General features: G+C 68.4%; 13 protein-coding genes and 1 other RNA gene. 4 read left to right on the top strand and 10 right to left on the bottom strand.

Going from position 1 to position 17,657, the window contains the following annotated elements; all coding sequences use genetic code 11:
• Positions 1 to 5: 5 nt before the first annotated feature.
• Positions 6 to 752 (top strand): GntR family transcriptional regulator, encoded by a 747-nt coding sequence (locus IB269_RS11660; protein ID WP_016448060.1) that lies wholly within the window; start codon positions 6 to 8, stop codon positions 750 to 752.
• Here the strand turns inward: IB269_RS11660 and IB269_RS11655 are convergent.
• Complete coding sequence (locus tag IB269_RS11655; protein ID WP_192367211.1) at positions 749 to 2,605, bottom strand: ABC transporter ATP-binding protein; 1,857 nt, start codon at positions 2,603 to 2,605, stop codon at positions 749 to 751. The two genes, IB269_RS11660 and IB269_RS11655, sit on opposite strands and share 4 nt — an antisense overlap.
• Before the next feature lie 313 nt (positions 2,606 to 2,918).
• On the bottom strand, positions 2,919 to 3,836 hold the full coding sequence (gene cysK, locus IB269_RS11650; protein WP_043822008.1) for a cysteine synthase A: 918 nt from the start codon (positions 3,834 to 3,836) through the stop codon (positions 2,919 to 2,921).
• Between the two features lie 141 nt (positions 3,837 to 3,977).
• Between cysK and IB269_RS11645 the strand changes: the two genes are divergently transcribed.
• The gene (locus IB269_RS11645) at positions 3,978 to 4,913 is read left to right on the top strand and encodes a LysR family transcriptional regulator (protein WP_043822010.1); all 936 of its coding nucleotides are present in this window, start codon (positions 3,978 to 3,980) and stop codon (positions 4,911 to 4,913) included.
• Between the two features lie 20 nt (positions 4,914 to 4,933).
• Here IB269_RS11645 and IB269_RS11640 read toward each other — a convergent pair whose 3' ends face one another.
• The 4 genes from IB269_RS11640 to IB269_RS11625 all read right to left on the bottom strand — a co-directional run bounded on the left by IB269_RS11640 (position 4,934) and on the right by IB269_RS11625 (position 9,613).
• A complete protein-coding gene (locus IB269_RS11640; RefSeq protein ID WP_192367210.1) occupies positions 4,934 to 6,304 on the bottom strand; it encodes an amidase in 1,371 nt (456 codons plus the stop codon).
• A gap of 50 nt (positions 6,305 to 6,354) precedes the next feature.
• Entirely contained in the window at positions 6,355 to 7,032 is a 678-nt protein-coding gene (locus IB269_RS11635; RefSeq protein ID WP_192367209.1) for a DUF2848 domain-containing protein, read from the bottom strand.
• Between the two features lie 87 nt (positions 7,033 to 7,119).
• Positions 7,120 to 8,439, bottom strand: coding sequence for an MFS transporter (locus tag IB269_RS11630; RefSeq protein WP_034390465.1), 1,320 nt, complete (start codon positions 8,437 to 8,439; stop codon positions 7,120 to 7,122).
• A gap of 274 nt (positions 8,440 to 8,713) precedes the next feature.
• Positions 8,714 to 9,613: a DMT family transporter gene (locus tag IB269_RS11625; RefSeq protein ID WP_012203377.1), complete on the bottom strand. Its 900-nt coding sequence runs from the start codon at positions 9,611 to 9,613 to the stop codon at positions 8,714 to 8,716.
• A gap of 96 nt (positions 9,614 to 9,709) precedes the next feature.
• Between IB269_RS11625 and IB269_RS11620 the strand changes: the two genes are divergently transcribed.
• Together IB269_RS11620 and rnpB are read left to right on the top strand one after the other, a co-directional pair.
• Positions 9,710 to 10,504, top strand: a complete 795-nt coding sequence (locus IB269_RS11620; RefSeq protein ID WP_043780839.1) for an AraC family transcriptional regulator — start codon at positions 9,710 to 9,712, stop codon at positions 10,502 to 10,504.
• Positions 10,505 to 10,560: 56 nt separating this feature from the next.
• Positions 10,561 to 10,993: RNase P RNA component class A (gene rnpB / locus IB269_RS11615), an RNA gene on the top strand.
• A 44-nt stretch (positions 10,994 to 11,037) separates the two neighbouring features.
• Here the strand turns inward: rnpB and IB269_RS11610 are convergent.
• From IB269_RS11610 to IB269_RS11595, 4 genes are all read right to left on the bottom strand, one after another.
• The gene (locus IB269_RS11610; protein ID WP_192367208.1) at positions 11,038 to 13,506 is read right to left on the bottom strand and encodes a TonB-dependent siderophore receptor; all 2,469 of its coding nucleotides are present in this window, start codon (positions 13,504 to 13,506) and stop codon (positions 11,038 to 11,040) included.
• Between the two features lie 154 nt (positions 13,507 to 13,660).
• Positions 13,661 to 14,983 (bottom strand): sigma-70 family RNA polymerase sigma factor, encoded by a 1,323-nt coding sequence (locus IB269_RS11605; protein ID WP_192367207.1) that lies wholly within the window; start codon positions 14,981 to 14,983, stop codon positions 13,661 to 13,663.
• A 95-nt stretch (positions 14,984 to 15,078) separates the two neighbouring features.
• Positions 15,079 to 15,822, bottom strand: a complete 744-nt coding sequence (locus tag IB269_RS11600) for a pseudouridine synthase (protein WP_012203381.1) — start codon at positions 15,820 to 15,822, stop codon at positions 15,079 to 15,081.
• A 63-nt stretch (positions 15,823 to 15,885) separates the two neighbouring features.
• Complete coding sequence (locus IB269_RS11595) at positions 15,886 to 17,556, bottom strand: MBL fold metallo-hydrolase (RefSeq protein WP_192367206.1); 1,671 nt, start codon at positions 17,554 to 17,556, stop codon at positions 15,886 to 15,888.
• Positions 17,557 to 17,657: the final 101 nt, after the last annotated feature.

Here is a 17,657-nt window from a genome sequence, read left to right as displayed (position 1 = left end):
CGCCCATGGCTGAGACACGCTATGCCCAGGTGGCGCGCGACCTGTCCGAGCGCATTGCCTCGGGCGAATACGCCGTGGGCGCCCTGCTGCCCACCGAGCTGGAGCTGTGCGACCGCTATGGCGTGAGCCGCCACACCGTGCGCGCGGCGATTGCCGAGCTGCAGCAGTCGGGGCTGGTATCGCGGCGCAAGAAGGTGGGCACGCGCGTGGAGGCGGCGCAGCCCCATGCGCACTACCGCCAGGCGCTGACCTCGCTGGAGGACCTGGTGCAGTTCGGCGCCACCCATGTGCGCGAGGTGCGGCGCATCGAGGAGGTGGTGCTGGACCAGGACCTGGCCGCCGAGCTGGACTGCCCGGCCGGCAGCCGCTGGCTGGCCATCTGCAGCCTGCGCCGCGACGGCGCCGCGCCGCACCTGCCCATTGCCTGGACCGTGGTCTATGTGGATGCGCAGCGCTTTGACACGCAGGAACTGGCCGAGCGCGTGCGCGCCGCGCCCGAGTTGCTGGTCAGCAGCCTGCTGGAGCAGCAATACGGCCTGCGCATCGCGCGGGTGCGGCAGGCCGTGGTGGGGGCGCTCATTCCCGAGGCGCTGTCGGAAGAATTGCAGGCCCCGGCCGGGTCAGCGGCGCTGAAGATCGTGCGCCGCTACCTGGATACCGATGGGGAGTTGATGGACCTCAGTGTGACCTTGCACCCGGCCAGCCGCTACACATTGCATACGCAGCTGGACCGGGATCTGGCGAGCGTCTAGCCGTTGGCGTTGGCAGCTTCCGAGCCCTGCTCTGCGAGGAAGCCGCCGCTCTGATGCGACCACAGCTTGGCGTAGATGCCGCCCAGCTCCAGCAGTTGCTGGTGCGTGCCCTGCTCGACGATGTGGCCCTGGTCCATGACGATGAGCCGGTCCATGGCCGCGATGGTCGACAGGCGGTGGGCGATGGCGATCACGGTCTTGCCGTGCATGAGGCTGTCCAGGCTTTGCTGGATGGCCGCCTCGACCTCGCTGTCCAGCGCGCTGGTGGCCTCGTCCAGCAGCAGGATGGGCGCGTCCTTGAGCATGACGCGCGCAATCGCCACGCGCTGGCGCTGGCCGCCCGACAGCTTGACGCCGCGCTCGCCCACCTGGGCGTCATAGCCGCCACGGCCCTTGAGGTCGGTCAGCGTGGCGATGAAGTCCGAGGCCTCGGCCTTTTGCGCGGCGGCCAGCATCTCCTGCTCGGTCGCGTCGGGGCGGCCGTAGAGGATGTTGTCGCGCATGGAGCGGTGCAGCAGCGAGGTGTCCTGCGTGACCATGCCCACCGCGCCGCGCAGGCTGTCCTGCGTGACGGTGCGGATGTCCTGGCCGTCGATGGTGATGTGCCCGCCCTGGGCTTCATGGAAGCGCAGCAGCAGGTTCACCAGCGTGGACTTGCCCGCGCCCGAGCGGCCGATCAGGCCGATGCGCTCGCCGGCGCGGATGTGCAGGTTCAGGTGGTCGATCACCTGCTTGCCGCCGTCCTTGTAGGCAAAGCTCAGGTCCTCGAAGGCGATGGCGCCGTGCGTGACCTGCAGCGGCCTGGCGTCGGGCGCATCCACGATGGTGCGCGGCTTGGTCAGCGTGAGGATGCCATCCTGGATGGTGCCCACGTTCTCGAACAGGCCCGTCATCTGCCACATCACCCAGTGCGAATAGCCCATCAGGCGCAGCGCCATGGCGATGATGGCCGCCACCACGCCTGCGCTGGCCTGTCCGGCCGACCACAGGTACAGCGCCGTGCCCGCCGAGCCCACCAGCAGCATCGTGATCATCAGGTGGTTGACGATCTCGAACTGGCTGACCAGCCGCATCTGCGCATAGCCCGTGGACTTGAAGGCCTCCATGGCGTTGCGCGCGTACTCGGCCTCGCGGCGCGTGTGGGCGAACAGCTTGACGGTGGCGATGTTGGTGTAGGCATCGGTCACGCGGCCCGTCATCATGGAGCGTGCATCGGCCTGCTCCTTGCCGATCTTGCCCAGGCGCGGAACGAAGTAGCAGCAGGCACCGATATAGGCGGCCAGCCACAGCGCAAACGGAATCATCAGCCGCCACTCGAAGCTGGCCGCCAGGATCAGGATGCCGATCATGTAGACGCTCACGCCCACCAGCACATCGACCACCATGAACACCACTTCGCGCACCGACAGCGCGGTCTGCATGATCTTGGTGGTGATGCGGCCCGCGAACTCGTCGGCATAGAACGACATGCTCTGGCCCAGCATCAGCCGGTGGAACACCCAGCGCAGCCGCATCGGGAAGTTGATGGCCAGCACCTGGTGCATCACCGCCGTGTGAAAGGCCAGCAACAGCACGCTGGACAGCAGGACGGCGGCAATGCCCCACACCGTGCCGCGCTGCTCTGCCCAGAAACCGGCTGGCGACACCGTGGACAACCAGTCCACCACATGGCCCATGAGGGCGAACAGCGCCGCCTCGTAGACGGCCAGCAGCGCCGAGGTGCAGGTCAGCAGCGCGATCCAGCCGCGCATGCCTTGCGTGCAGGCCCAGATGAAGGCAAAAAAGCCCTTGGGCGGGACCGTGGGCTCGACGCTGGGATAGGGCGGAACGCGTTTTTCAAAGAAACCGAACAAGATTTTTTTACTCCTTGGTCAGACCATCGTAGGCCAGAGTCGGGTTTGCCCGATGCGCGTTCAGCATGACCTTGGGCCGCAACATGTTTTGTAAGAAATCTCCACACAACTGTCATACGCGTGGGTTCGCGCCCGGATTTCAGTGCAGGGGGGAACACGGCGCCGTGGGGAAGATTGTCCGCGTCCGGGGCCGCTTCGTTATGCGCGAATGGGGAATGCAGCATGCCGCTGGCGGCAACAAAAAAGGCCTCTTGCGAGGCCTTGTGTTTCATGTCGCAGTGCAGTGCACTGCAGCGGACGGGGCTTGCCGCCGTCAGGCCGGCAGAAAGCCTTCCACCGACAGGTAGCGTTCGCCCGTGTCGTAGTTGAAGCCCAGCACCTTGGCGCCTGCGGGCAGCTCGGGCAGCTTTTGCGCAATGGCGGCCAGGGTGGCACCCGAGGAGATGCCGACCAGGATGCCTTCCTCGCGGGCCGAGCGGCGTGCGTACTCGCGCGCGGGTTCAGCCTCGACCTGGATCACGCCGTCCAGCAGGCTGGTGTCCAGGTTCTTGGGCACGAAGCCTGCGCCAATGCCCTGGATGGGGTGGGGCGAGGGCTGGCCGCCCGAGATCACGGGCGAGGCGGCAGGCTCCACGGCAAAGACCTTGAGCTGGGGAAACTTGGCCTTGAGCACCTTGGCCACGCCGGTCAGGTGGCCGCCCGTGCCCACGCCGGTGATCAGCACATCCAGGCCTTCTGGGAAGTCGGCCAGGATTTCCTGGGCCGTGGTGCGCACATGCACGTCGATGTTGGCGGGGTTCTCGAACTGCTGGGGAATCCAGGCGCCGGGCGTCTGGCTGGCCAGTTCCTGGGCGCGGGCGATGGCGCCCTTCATGCCCTTTTCCTTGGGCGTGAGGTCGAAGCTGGCGCCGTAGGCCAGCATCAGGCGGCGGCGCTCGATGCTCATGCTCTCGGGCATGACCAGCACCAGCTTGTAGCCCTTGACGGCGGCCACCAGGGCCAGGCCCACGCCGGTGTTGCCGCTGGTGGGCTCGATGATGGTGCCGCCGGGCTGCAGGGCGCCGGACTTCTCGGCATCCTCGACCATGGCCAGGGCGATGCGGTCCTTGATGGAGCCGCCGGGGTTGCCGCGCTCGGACTTGATCCACACATTGGCACCGGCGCCGAACAGGCGGTTGATGCGCACATGGGGCGTGTTGCCAATCGTTTGCAGGATGTTGTCAGCTCTCATCGGACCTCCGCGATTTTGGGGTGGTGGTTGGACAGTCGGGGGTGGTGCGCAGACGCTGCGCGAAAACCAGGCATTCATTGTGCACGCAGCTGTTCTATGCATGGGCTATATCGATATGGCCTGGACGGCTAACATCGCCGCATGAATCTACGGTTCCTGGAAACCTTTGTCTTGCTGGCCGAGCTGCGCAATTTCCGCATGACGGCCGAGCGGCTGTACACCACGCAGGCCGCCGTCTCCAGCCGCATCGCCACGCTGGAGCAGGAGTTCGGCGTGCGCCTGTTCGACCGTGGCGTGCGCGAGGTCACGCTGACGGCCGACGGCGCCAAGGCCCTGGTCCATGCCGAGCGCATGCTGCGCCTCATGCGCGAGATGCGCGAGGACATGCTGGACAAGCAGGCCTATGCCGGCGTGATCCGCATCGGCGCCATCGAGTCCATCGTGCACAGCTGGTTTCCCGATTTCCTGGCGCTGCTGCAGCAGCGCTATCCGCGCCTGCAGGTGGAGATCGCCTGCGACACCACGCTGCACATGTCCGAGCAATTGGTGAAGGGCCAGCTGGACCTGTCGCTGCAGGCCAAGCCCGTGACGGCGGCCGGCGTGGGCCATCTGTCGCTGGGTGAATTTCCCATGGCCTGGGTGGGCAGCCCCAAGCTGGGCATTGGCGACGAGACCCTGAGCCTGGCCGAGCTGGCGGCCTTTCCCATCATGTGCTTTGCGCGCGGCTCCGAGCCCTATGCGGTGATCGAGCAGTTGTTCTCCACCGAAAGCAGCGCCTCGGTGCACCTGAACTGCATCGCCTCGGTGGCGACCATGATCCGCGTGGTCTGCGACGGCCTGGGCGTGGCCGCCGTGCCGCCGGCCATCATCCAGCGCGAGCTGGCCGAGCAGCGCCTGCGCCTGCTGCGCGTGGACCGGGAGTTCCCCTCGCTGCCGCTGGTGGCCTGCTTTCGCAACGATCACCAGAACCCGCTGACCGAAGTGGTGGCGCGCGCGGCCGAGGAGACCGCCGCCGCCTTTGCGCTGAACCACGGCCAGGCCGTGGCGCGGCTGCCGGGCAGCGGCCTGGGCGGCTAGGCCCGAGGCCGCCTGATCGATCAGCCCTGCGCCGAAGCCAGCAGCTGCTCCACGGCCAGGGCCACGGACAGCAGTCGCCGGTCCTGCCCGCCGAGGCCGGCCAGGCTCAGGCCCACGGGCGCCTCGCCTGCGCGGTGGCAGGGCAGGGAGATGGCGCAGCCGTCGAGGAAGTTGATCAGCGTGGGGTTGCGCAGGATCAGGCCGTTGGCGCCGAAGTAGGCCTCGTCGCTCTGCGTGAGGTCGGCGATCTTGGGGGCGACCACGGGCACGGTTGGCATGACGATCAGGTCATGGTCGGCCATCTGGGCGCTGACGGCGGCAATCCACTGCCTGCGGCGTGCCAGCAGGTCGATGTAGTCGGCCGCGCTGATGTCCTTGCCGCGCAGGATGCGCGTGCCCACGCGCGGGTCGTACTCGGACAGGCGCGTGGCGATGTGGTGGCGGTGCCAGGCCCAGGCCTCGGCGGCCGTGAAGCCGCCCTTGGAATTGATGTCGGCCAGCTCGCCGAAAGGCGCGACCACGGCATGGGTGATGTGGGCGCCCGCCTGCGACAGCAGGAACAGGGCGCGCTCCCAGGCGGCGGCCACGGTGGCGTCCATGCCGTCCAGCACCACGTTGGTGGGTGCCAGCAGGCGCAGGCCCTGCAGTGGCGCGGCATGCAGCTCGCCCAGCGGTTCGCCGCTGAGGATGGCGTCCAGCGTGGCGCAGCAGCGCACGCTGGGCGCCAGCGGGCCGATGGAGTCCAGGTTGGCCGACAGCGGCAGCACGCCTTCCATGCTCACGCGGCGCGCCGTGGGCTTGAAGCCCGTGAGCCCGCACAGCGCCGAAGGAATGCGCACCGAGCCGCCCGTGTCCGAGCCGATGGCCGCCATGGCCATGCCGTCGGTGACCGAGATGGCCGCGCCCGAGGACGAGCCGCCCGGGATGCGGCCGCCGCCCTCGTCACGCTGCCAGGGATTGCGCGGCGTGCCGTAGTGCGGGTTGATGCCCAGTCCCGAGTAGGCGAATTCGGTCATGTTGGTCGTGCCCACGATGACGGCGCCGGCCTGGCGCAGGCGCTGCACCACTTCGGCCGTGCGCTGTGCGGGCGGTGCGTCGGCCAGCAGGCGCGAGCCGCCCAGCGTGGGAAAGCCGGCGATGTCGAACAGGTCCTTGACCGAGACCGGCAGGCCCTCGATGGGCGAGCGCGCCAGGCCGGCCGCACGCAGCACGTCGCTGGCGCGGGCCTCGGCCAGGGCCGCGCCCTGGAACACGCGCGTGAACACCTTGGGGCCTTCCCCCGACATGGTGCGGGCCAGGGCCTGCTCGGTCAGCTGCACCGAGGTGGTTTCGCCGCCATGCAGGCGCTGTGATGCCAGTTCCAGGCTGGGCAGGGGGAGGGCTTGGGTCATGTGGGAAGTCCTGTGGGTGAAGGCGGGCGTGGGCGGATCGGAGTCGCGGCTCAGGCCACGACGTCCAGCAGTTCGCTGCGGTAGCTGTGGCGGATGGAACGCTGGCTGCGGGGATCGTACAGCTCCATGGAGAACTGCGTCGAGGGGCGGATGCCTCCGATGGCGCCCACCGTGCCGCAGGTCATGCCGCAGCCTGCGGGCAGCAGATCCTTGCCGCCCGTGAAGCCTGCGATCAGGTCCTGGGGCGTGCGCAGGCTGGCCAGCGTGCCTTCCTGGTAGAGCACCTCGCGGCCGTCTTCCACGATCCACGAGCGCACGACCAGCTCATCCCAGTGGCCGGCCACGTCGGCAAAGCGCCAGGCCTGGGTGGCCACGGGCTTGACGCAGGCCTGCTTGGAAAAGGCCACGCTGTAGGCTTCCAGCTTGCGGTCCGTGTGGTCGGAGGCCAGGCTCACGAACATCTCGCCTTCGTGCGTGAACACGAAGACCTCGACCTCGCCGGAGGAGTCCGGGCCCAGCACCTGCAGCGCGCTGCGCTGGCTCAGCTGGTTGCTGGAGATACGGTAGTACAGCGGCACGGCGCTGGGGCGCGGGATGCCGATGGCGGCCAGCTCGTCGATGTGGTGCTCGATGGCCTCGCGGTCGCGGCCGGCCCAGCCGGCGACGATCAGGGTGTCGAATTCAGGGGCGAAGGTCTGGCCCTCGGGGGTGGTGAACTGCAGTTGCATGGCAGGCGATCCAGGAAAAAGGCGGGGCCGCAGGCCCCGGTGGGAAAGAGGAGGGGGCAGTGGCGCGCGCGGTGCGGCGCGCAGGCATCACTGCTTCTTGACGAAGAGCACGACCAGGAAGGCGGCCATGAATTCCAGCGCGGCCACGAAGTACAGGCCCGAGGACAGCGACCCCGTGCTGGTCTTGAGCGCGCCGATCATGTAGGGCGCCACGAAGCCGGCCAGGTTGCCGATGGAGTTGATCAGCGCAATGCCGCCGGCTGCCGCCGTGCCGGCCAGGAAGGCGGCGGGAATCGACCAGAACACGGGAAAGGCCGCGAGGATGCCGATGGAGGCCAGCGTCAGCGCGCACAGGGCGAGCACGGCGTTGTGCAGGAACAGTCCCGTGAGGATCAGGCCCGCCGCCGCGATCAGCGCGGACAGGGCGCAGTGCATGCGGCGCTCGCCCGTCTTGTCCGAATGCATGCCGTTCCAGACCATGGCCAGCGTGCCGGCCAGGAAGGGAATGGCCGAGATCAGGCCGATCTGCAGCGTGTTCTGGATGCCGATCTCCTTGATGATGGACGGCGACCAGAAGGCAATGGTGGCATTGCCGCTGACGATGCAGAAATACACGGCAGCGCACAGCCACACGCGGTAGTTGCGGCAGGCATCCAGGAAGGACACATGCTTGTGGCCGCCCTGGTTCTCTGCCTCCACGGCGGCGGTCACGGCGCGCTGCTCGGACGCGCTCAGCCACTTGGCGTTGGCGGGCTTCTCGGGCAGGTACAGCAGCACGAAGAAGCCGGCGATCACCGAGGGAATGCCTTCCAGGATGAACAGCCACTGCCAGTTGGACAGATGGCCCACGCCCTGCATGCCATTCATGATGGCGCCCGCAATGGGGCCGCCCACGGCGCCCGCAATGGCGAACGAGGTCATGAACAGGCCGTTGACGCGCGCCCGATGGCGGGCCGGGAACCAGTAGGTCAGGTACAGCACCACGCCGGGGAAGAAGCCGGCCTCCACCACGCCCAAGATGAAGCGCAGCACGTAGAACATGGTGGGCGTGGTCACATAGGCCATGGCCATGGAGGCCGCGCCCCACAGGATGGTGATGCGCGCCAGCGTCTTGCGTGCGCCGATCTTCTCCAGCAGCAGGTTGCTGGGCACTTCGAACAGAAAGTAGCCGATGAAGAAGATGCCGGCACCCAGGCCGTAGATGGCCTCGCTGAACTGCAGGTCGTCCAGCATCTGCAGCTTGGCGAAGCCGACGTTGACGCGGTCTATCCACGCCAGGATGAAGAGCAGCACCAGAAAGGGAATCAGGCGCCAGGCGATCTTGCGGTAGGTGGCGTCCATGTCGGGCGGCGATGCCTGGCCGGCGCCGTGGGCGGGGGAATGTGCGGCGGATGCCGGACTGCTCATGGGGTGTCTCCTGTCTTCGACGGTGCAGCGGGCACACGGACCGGGGCGGGGCCTGTGTGTCTTAGGGGCTTCAGGCGCTGGCGGGTCTGCAGTGAGACCGGCCGGGCGTCTGGAGCTGTTCCTGTGGCGGCAGTATCGAAAGGCGGGACAGGGCTGTCCAACAAGAAATTATGAGCAGGCCTGAATGCAAATTCTTATGGGCAGAGCTGGTGCGGGCGCCGCACCGGCATGCAGCATGCGTGCACCATTTGCGCTCGGGAAAACCCTGATTTTTTCAGGCGGTGGCGGCGGCACGCGGTGCGCGCAAAGGCTGCTTCCACAGCTCGGCCAGCAGCAGGCCGCCGATGGTCAGCACGCCGCCCACGGCGTGATAGGCCGCCAGGGGCTCACCCAATGCCATGAAGGCGATCACGGCCGTGAAGATGGGTACCAGGTTGAAGAACATGCTGGAGCGGCCCGGGCCGATGCGCGCCACCGACATCATCCACAGCAGCGGCGCGGCGATGGAGGCCATGATGCCCGCAAAGCCCACCAACGGCAGGTTGGTCGCGTTCAGCCCCGTGCGCGGCGCCATCAGGAACAGCGGCAGCTGCGCGATCACGGCCACCAGGATCTGCAGGTACAGCAGTTGCACCGTGGCCAGGCGCGGCATGGGCCAGCGCTTGAGCAGGATGTTGTAGACCGCATAGGCCAGCATGGCCACGAACATCAGCGCGTCACCGCCATTGAGGCCCTGGGTGAGCAAGGTGGCAGGCTGCCCCGAAGACACCACCAGGGCCACGCCCGCAATCGCCAGCACGCAGCCCAGCACGGCGCCCCGGCTCAGCGCCTGGCCCAGCATGGCGGTGGACAGGCCCAGCACCATCATGGGCGTGAGCGAACCGATCAGGCCCATGTGCGTGGCCGATGTCATATGGGCCGCGTAATAGGCCAGGCTCTGGTAGATCACCATGCCCAGCATCCCCAGCACGATGAGGCGCGGCAGCAGCGGCCGGATGTCGGCGCGCTGGCGCCAGATGGACGGCAAAAGGAAAGGCGTGAACAGCACGGCCGCCACCAGCCAGCGGTAGAAACCGATCTCGGCCGCGCCGATGCTGTCGGCCGCCATCTTGCTGACCACGGTATTGACCGACCAGATGAGCACGGCGATCAAAGGGAAAAGGTAAGACCCCATTGGAAGACTCCTAAGACTGGTCCTATGATCGTTCTGTCCGACTTGGAGTGCATCCCTGGTTTCGGACAATCGATAGCGCAACCCGGACCATCCGCCATGCCCCGTCCCAGCAAGCCCATGCACATCCAGAACGTCGAGGATGTGCCGGGCGAGTACTACTTCCGCTACGACGAATTCGGCGCCGACACCGAGGTGCCGCCGCACAGCCACAGCTGGGGCCACCTGAACTACACGCCCCACGGCAGCATGTGCATGGACACGGCAGGCCAGCACTGGGTCTCGCCGCCGCAGTACGGCGTCTGGGTGCCGCCCGGCGTGGTGCACAGCTGCCATGTGGCGCACGCCGTGGTCTACCGCTCGGTCTACCTGGCGCCTGCGCTGTGCAGGGAGCTGCCGGCGCAACCGTGCTCCATGCGCATCGGTGCCATCGTCAAGGCCATCCTGGCCGACTTTGCCGTGCGCGACGTGCACATTCCCGCCACGGATGCCGACCTGCGCCTGGCCCGTGTGCTCTACGACCAGTTGCGGGCCGTTCCCGTGGAGCCCGGCTATCTGCCGGCCGCCGAACACCCGGCCCTGGTCGAAGTGCTGACCCGCATGCGCGCTGCGCCCGAGGACCACCGCAGCCTGGCCCAATGGGCCGCCAGCGTGCACATGACCGAGCGCACCCTGGCGCGCCACTGCCAGCGTGAGCTGGGCATGGGCCTGGGCGAATGGCGCCAGCGCATGCGCTACCTGCTGGCCATCGACGCGCTGGAGGCCGGCCTGAGCGTGCAGCAGATCGCCTATGACCTGGGCTACAGCACGCCCTCGGCCTTCATCGCCATGTTCCAGCGCGAGGCCGGCACCTCACCCGAACAATTCCGCCGCGAGTTCTGCATGCCGCCGTGAGGCTGTTGCGCCATCTGCCTGCAGCCCGGCCCAAGCCGCGAGATAATGCCGCCCGTGAAGCACGCCAGACCGCCGCTGGTGCAATCGTGGAAACACGGCACTGGAGGAACGTCCGGACTGCACAGGGCAGCGTAGCAGCTAACGGCTGTCCACCGTGAGGTGAGGATCAGAGCAACAGAGACGAGTCGGGGACATGTGCCGCCAACTTGGTGTTCTATGGGGTGCCAGCGCAAGCTGGCGACGGATGGCGCAAGCCAGACGCCCAGGCGAAAGCCTGGGTCCCATAGCCACCCGGGGACGCGGAACGCGTCCCCGGGTGAAACGGGCAATCTCTACGCGCAGCAATACCAAGTAGGCACACGTTGACGGGGCCCCCGGAGTGTGCGGGTAGGTAGCACCGAGCCGGGCGGCGACGCCCGGCCCAGATTAATGGCGGTCACATGCGGGCAACCGCGTGCACAGAATCCGGCTTATCGGCGCGCTTCACACTTTTTTCCATGCCCCGCCACCGGCGGGGCATTTTCATGGGCGGTTCAGAACTGGTATTTGGCCGTCAGCAGCAGCCTGCGCGGCACGCCGAAATAGTTGCCGCCGTTGTTCGTGCCCAGGGTCTCGAAATAGCGGCGGTCGAACAGGTTGCTGACGTTCATCTGCAGGTCCAGCTGCCGGTTCACCCGATAGCCGATGACCAGGTCGGCCACGGCATAGGCGGACTGGCGGATTGCATAGCCTTCGGCGCTGGTCAGCGACTCGGACGTGGTGCGACTCTGGTAGCGCAGGCCGCCGCCCACGCGCCATGCGCCCAGCTCGCCGCCCAGGTGGTACATGGCCGACAGCTTGAGCTGGTGGCGCGGCGTGTAGCTGGCATAGGGCGCGCCCTTGGCGCCTTCGGTGCTGTCGCTGGCGATCTTGGCCTGGGTGAAGGTATAGCCAAGGCCGGCGTTCAGGCGCGGCAGGATCTCGCCGCTGATGTCCACGTCCAGCCCCTTGCTCCTGACCTTGCCCACCGAGCGGTAGCAATTGGTCTTCACCGTGCAGGAGTTGATGTCCGCGATGGCCTGGGGCAGGTTGTCCTGCGTGGTGTTGAACACGGCAACGGCCAGGTTCACGCGCTCGTCCAGGTAGCTGCCCTTGAGGCCCAGCTCGAAGTTGCGGCCCTCCACCGGCGCCAGCATGCTGCCCGAGACATCCAGAAAATCCTGCGGCCGGAAGATGCTGGTGTAGCTGGCATAGGCCGAGTAGGTCTTGCTGATGTCATAGGTCAGCGCGGCATAGGGCGTGGCATGGGCTTTCTCGCTGAATTCGCGCTCCCGGCTCCAGCTGCCCTGGCGCTGGACGTTGGTGAAGTCGTACCAGTCCAGGCGCGCGCCGGCGATCAGGTTCAGTGGCTCGGCCAGCAGGAAGCGGCCCGTGGCGTAGGCCGAGGTCAGCGTGGTCTTCTGGCGGCGCGTCCACAGGTCTTCGGCCAGCAGGCCGGAGCGGTCCAGCGAGTCGGGGTTCCAGGTATAGGGATCGACGCCATTGGCGATCAGCCATTCCCCCGTGGGCGACAGGTAGCTGTAGCCCTGGTCGCTCCAGCGGATGGTGCGGCGGCTGACGCCGAAGGCCAGGTCATGCTCGCGGCCGAACAGGCGCACGGGGCCCTGGGCCGAGGCATCGAGGCTGAGCTGGCGCTTGTCGTAGTCGTACAGGCCGCCGGCCACGTCGTAGCGCGTGCGGCCCTGTTCGTCCAGGCCGCCCGAGACCAGGTAGGCGCCGTCCAGCGCGGACTTGGCCTGCAGGGCGCGCGCGGCCAGCCTGGCCTTCCAGCCGTTGTCGAAGCGGTGCTCCAGGTCGGCGAACAGGCTGACCTCCTTCTTGTCCCATTTGCTCCAGGAGGGCGAGAAACGCCTGGATCGCGCAATGTCGAGGAAGGAGCCATCGAAGCCCATGGGCACGCCCATCCATTGCGAGCCGGGGTTGTCTTCGTTCACATAGGAGCCGCCCACGCTCAGCGTGGTGTCGCGCCCCAGGTCGAACTCGGCGGTGCCGTACAGCAGCTGGCGGCGGCTGCTGTAGCCATCGATGAAGTGGTCGCGCGACTGGGCCGAGGCCACCACACGCCCGCGCGCTGAGCCGTCCTCGTTGAGGGCGCCCCCCACATCGACCTCGCCCACGGCCTGGTTCCAGCTGCCGCCGCGCAGGGTGACCGAGCGCTGGGTGGTGCGCGGCGCGCGCTTGCGCACGAAGTTGATCGTGCCCGAAGGGTCGCCCACGCCCGTCATCAGCCCAGTGGGGCCGCGCACCACTTCCACGTGGTCGTACATGGCCATGGTGTCGTAGGTGGAGGTGTCGGTTTCATACGAGACGGGCACGCCGTCCTGCAGGAACGAACCGATCACGAACCCGCGCGAGAAATAGCGCGCCCGGTCGTCGCTCCAGCGGTTGATGGTGATGCCGGTGGCGCTGTTGGCCACGTCGTCGATGGACAGCATGCCCTGGTCGTCCATCTTCTGGCGGGTGACCACGGTGAGGGACTGGGGCGTCTCGCGGATGGACAGCGGCAGCTTGGTCGAGGTGCTCATCAGCCCCGTGGTGTAGGAGCCCGAGCCCTCGGTGGTCGTGGTCTCGCCCACGGCGGAGACCGTGACTTCGGGCAGGGCCACGGTGCCGGCGGGCTTTTCCACCACCAGCGTGCCCTGGCTCACATGCCCCTCCAGCCCGCTGCCGCGCAGCAGCCGGGCCACGGCGGCGGCGGTGCTCAGGCGCCCTTCCACGGCGGGCGCACGGCGGCCCTGCACCAGTTCAGGCGCGGCCAGCAGCTGCAGGCCAGCCTGGCGGGCCAGTTGGGCCAGTGCCTGGTCCAGCGGCTGGGCGGGAATGTGGAAGTCGGTGCTGACGGCCGTGACCGGCGCCGCCTGGGCCAGCGCGGCTGGAGAAAGCTGCACGGCCAGCAGCGCGATGGCCGCCGCAACGGCATGGTGGCAGGCAAGGCGGGAAGGCTTGGAGGGGAATGAAGACATGGAAGGTCCCGTGGCGGATCTGGGCAATGGCGATTCCCGGGCTGCGAATGCGTCGCGTTCCCGGGTCCTCATGCCTATACGAACGGGCGCAGACATTCCCTCACGCCTGGTGCGCATGCGCCGTGCATTCCGGGGCCATGGGCGCATCGGCGCATCAGCTGCGGCGGCGGATGACCAGGGTGCGTCCGGTTCCCGGGCCCTGCTCCTTTTCCTGCACCTCTTCCTGCACGCTGACCGGCAGGGTGCGCGGCAGCATGCGCAGCCAGCCCTGGGCCGCCGCAATGCGCACGCGCCCGAGCACGGGCAGGGCGGCGGCGTCGGGCTCCACGCGCAGTGGCTGCAGGCTGTAGCGCTCCAGGCGGCGAGCGACCTCGGCCAGCGGCGTGTTCTGGAAGTCCAGCCAGCCCTCGCGCCAGGCGGCCACAGCCGCAACCGTTTGCACGGCGGCCGTCTGACCTGGCGCCAGGCGCAGCATCTGGCCTGCGCCCAGTTCATGCCGGGCGCCGCTGCCGTCGCGCACCTGCACGCGGCCCGCATCGACGGCGACCAGCACCGCATCGTCCTCCAGCGCCACCTCGAAGCGCGTGCCCAGCACGGTGACCTGTACGTCCGCTGCCTGGACCACGAAGGGCCGTTCCGTGTCGCGCGCCACGGCGAAGAAGGCGCTGCCGGCCAGCAGCCGCACCTGGCGGCGCGTGGCGTAGAAGTCCACCTCGGCACGGCTGGCGGCGTCCAGCGTCAAGCTGCTGCCGTCGGGCAGGGGCTGGTTCAGCAGGCGGCCGGTGGCCGTGGCCAGTCGCACCTGGTACTGCGGCATCCACTGGCGCCAGGCCAGCCACATCGCCGGGCTGCCGACACCCAGGCCCGCCATCCCCAGCAGGGTGGACAGGGCGCGGCGGCGGCCCGTGCGTGGTGCGGGTGCGGCGGTGTCTCCGCGCCAGCGGCGCAGCGAGGCTTCCACGCTGTCCATGGCGCGCATGACCTCGCGTTCCACGGTTTTGACCGAGACGCCGTGGCGCTCGGCCAGCTCGGCATGCGAGGCGCCTTCGATGCGGTCGGCCAGGAAGATGTCGCGGCAGCGCGCGGGCAGCTGCGCCAGGGCGCCTTCGACCCCGGCCAGGGCCTGGCGGTAGGAATGGGTGTCGGCCACATCGGGGCTGAGGGGGGAGGGCGGCTCGCCGTCCCTCGCGCAGGTGTCAAAGCGCTCGGCCGTGCGCTGGCCATGGCGCAGGTGGTCGATGGCGATGTTCTCCATCACCGCGTAGAGATAGGCGCGGCTGGCGCCTGGCGGACTGTCCGGCGCGGCGGGCGCATCGCTTTCGCCGCGCTGGCGTTCGGCCAGGCGTATCCAGGCGTCATGCACCAGGTCACGCGCGGCCTGCGGGCCGGCGCGGCGCGCCACGAAGCGCACCAGCTCGTGGTAGCTGTCCTGGAAGGTGCTCAGCAGGGAAGAAGAGGAAGAGGCGGGCGCAGGCATGCGGGAGGCCCGAAGGCAGCACGGGAATCCCGCATTCTATGAAATGATTCTCATTTGCCGAATGTGCTGCCCGCCGCGCACCCGGCAATGCCGGCCTAGAACCGCTCCCAGGGCATCAGGTAGCGCCACTGGCCTTCGGGCACCTTGGCCAGAGAGAGGCGGCCAATGCGCAGGCGGCGCAGGCTGACCACGCGCAGGCCCACTTCGGTGCACATGGCGTCGATCTCGTCGGGGGCGATGCCCTTGAGCGCAAAGCGCAGATGGTTCTCGTTCTGCCAGCTCACGCGGCAGGGCGGCAGCTGGCGCTTGCCGATCGGCAGGCCGGCCTTCATCAGCTCCAGGCCGTCCTCGTGGATCTGGCCCTCGACGCCGACGATGCATTCCTGCTCCAGCCACATGCCTTCCTCGCCCAGCTTGCGCGCCACGCGCTTGTCCTGGGTGTAGACGATGAGGCCGCTGGCCGGCAGCGGCAGGGGCAGGAAGGATTCCAGGTTCTTGAAGTGCTGGGCCAGCACCAGCAGCGGCATGGGCGTGTCCACCTGGGCCATGCTGGCTTCGCCCAGCAGGGAGTGGGCGCTGCGCACCCGGCCATAGGGCCGGCCCTGGGTATAGCCCGCAGGCTTGTTCATCAGCAGGGTGACGGGCGGCACGGCCTCGGGCTGGGCGCCGCTGCGCAGCGTGACCTGCTGCTCGGGGCGCACGCGCGTCTCGGGCAGTTGCACGACCTTGCCGTCCACCTGGACGTTGCCGGCGGTGATATGCAGTTCGGCCTCGCGGCGCGAGCATTGTTCCTGTTCGGCCAGGCGCTTGGCCAGGCGAACGCTTTCAGATTCAGACATGCGCGCAGCTTAACCAGATACCAGGCCCCGCGCGCGTCGTCGGTCATTGCCGGTCATTGCTGGTCATTGCCGCCCGCACAGCGCACGGATGCGCTCCACATGGGCCAGCAGCGAGCGCTCGGCAATCGGCCACAGTTGCGGCGGGGCGTCGTCATAGGCCAGCCGCACCCAGTCCTGCACGCTGCCGTCAGGCTGTTTTTGCATGGCGGCCAGCACCTTGGCCTCGCGGGCCAGCCGGTGGGCCTTGAGCTTGGCGATCGCCTGGCGCGCAAAGCCCAGCACATAGCCATGGGCCGGCAGGATGAAGCGCGCATCGTGCGCGGCGCACAGCGCGTCGAGCCTGTCCAGCGAATCGATGTAGTCGCGCATGTTGCCGTCAGGCGGATCGATGATGGTGGTGCTGCCATTGAGGATGTGGTCGCCGCTGAACAGCAGGGCGTCTTCCTCCAGCACAAAGCACACATGGTTGGCCGCATGGCCGGGCGTGAACACGGCCTGCAGGGTGTGGGTGGTGCCGCCTTGCGCATCCTGCAGCACGATGCGCTGGCCGTCGGTCAGTGCGTAGTCGGGCGTGAAGCGGCTGGCCGGCCGGGCCGTGGGCGCCGAGGGCAGGCCGCCAATGGCGGGCCTGGGCCTGCCGGCCTGCACCGCCAGCGCCTGCAGCAGCGCGGCGCCCGGCGAGTGGTCGGCATGGGAATGCGTGCACAGGATGTGGCGTATGTCGCCGCCCGCCGCATCGAACAGGCGCTGCACATGGGCGGCGTCGGCCGGGCCGGGGTCGATGGCGGCGTAGCCCGTGGCGGCATCGCCCACCAGATAGCTGTTGGTGCCGGGGCCGGTCATCACGCCGGGGTTGGGTGCCGTCAGGCGCAGCAGGTTCTTGCGCAGTGGCACGGCGCGCTCGCTCTGCCAGTCCAGCGTGTGCAGGATCTGGCCGTCCGGGCAGACCATTTCCAGCTCGCCGAAGGGGGCCTCGTCCTCCATGTGGCGGGCTTCCTTGCCATTGAGAAAGCCGGTGCGCGGGCAGCACTGCCACAGCGGCTGCTCGCCTTGCAGGGCGGCGAACACGGCTTCGGTGCCCGCGAAGCGGCTGAGCCGGTCCAGCGTGCGGATGGTGGGGAAGATCATGGGGAAGCTGCCCGCGCGGTGGCGCTCCAGCGCTTCCTGCGGGCGCACCCAGATGGGCTCGAACTGTTCCGACCCGTCGGCGTCGGGTTCCTGATCCTCGGGCATGCGCGCCACGAAGAAGGGCACATCGAAGCGCCGGGGCTGGTCGCGGTCGGCCGTCCAGTGGGCCAGGTACCACAGCGCATCCACGGCCAGGCGCAGGCCGCGTGCCTCGCACTGGGGCACCAGCGGCGCCTTGCGGTCCAGCGTGGCCAGCTCGGCGGCAGATACCGGCCGGCCCTGGGCGTCGTGGGCCAGCAAAATGCCCAGTTCCTCGAAAGTCTCGCGCAGGCCGGCGATGGCCTGGGTGATGCGCAAGGCATCAGCGGCCTGGGCGGGGCGGGTGTCGGCGCGGGCATGGGCGGCCTCGGCCGCGTCCTGGGCCTCGATGCCGCCGCCCGGGAAGACATAGGCGCTGGGCACGAAGCTGGCCTTGGGCGAGCGCCGAGTCATCAGCACCTCCAGCCCCTGGCCATCGGCGCGGTCGCGCAGCAGCAGGACGGTGGAGGCCTTGAGCGTGTCTACGGGCTGGCGCTGGGGGTGCAGGAGCTGGCTGGGGCGGGTCATGGGGGCATTATGCGGATTGGCCCGCCCGCCGCTGTTGCGCAAGAGACGCAAGTACTGCTGCGGGGCATGGCCCCGGATTGCGCCATGAGGCTGCCGTGCAG

It is taken from the genome of Delftia sp. DLF01 (genome assembly GCF_014852125.1).
Lineage (GTDB): Bacteria > Pseudomonadota > Gammaproteobacteria > Burkholderiales > Burkholderiaceae_C > Comamonas > Comamonas acidovorans.
This window is presented reverse-complemented; position numbering and strand designations above follow the sequence as displayed.

Coding starts and splice junctions, on each gene's coding strand:
- IB269_RS11660 (WP_016448060.1), top strand. CDS start 6: ATGGCTGAGACACGCTATGCCCAGGTGGCGCGCGACCTGTCCGAGCGC.
- cysK (WP_043822008.1), bottom strand. CDS start 3,836: ATGAGAGCTGACAACATCCTGCAAACGATTGGCAACACGCCCCATGTG.
- IB269_RS11645 (WP_043822010.1), top strand. CDS start 3,978: ATGAATCTACGGTTCCTGGAAACCTTTGTCTTGCTGGCCGAGCTGCGC.
- IB269_RS11640 (WP_192367210.1), bottom strand. CDS start 6,304: ATGACCCAAGCCCTCCCCCTGCCCAGCCTGGAACTGGCATCACAGCGC.
- IB269_RS11635 (WP_192367209.1), bottom strand. CDS start 7,032: ATGCAACTGCAGTTCACCACCCCCGAGGGCCAGACCTTCGCCCCTGAA.
- IB269_RS11630 (WP_034390465.1), bottom strand. CDS start 8,439: ATGAGCAGTCCGGCATCCGCCGCACATTCCCCCGCCCACGGCGCCGGC.
- IB269_RS11625 (WP_012203377.1), bottom strand. CDS start 9,613: ATGGGGTCTTACCTTTTCCCTTTGATCGCCGTGCTCATCTGGTCGGTC.
- IB269_RS11620 (WP_043780839.1), top strand. CDS start 9,710: ATGCCCCGTCCCAGCAAGCCCATGCACATCCAGAACGTCGAGGATGTG.
- IB269_RS11610 (WP_192367208.1), bottom strand. CDS start 13,506: ATGTCTTCATTCCCCTCCAAGCCTTCCCGCCTTGCCTGCCACCATGCC.
- IB269_RS11605 (WP_192367207.1), bottom strand. CDS start 14,983: ATGCCTGCGCCCGCCTCTTCCTCTTCTTCCCTGCTGAGCACCTTCCAG.
- IB269_RS11600 (WP_012203381.1), bottom strand. CDS start 15,822: ATGTCTGAATCTGAAAGCGTTCGCCTGGCCAAGCGCCTGGCCGAACAG.
- IB269_RS11595 (WP_192367206.1), bottom strand. CDS start 17,556: ATGACCCGCCCCAGCCAGCTCCTGCACCCCCAGCGCCAGCCCGTAGAC.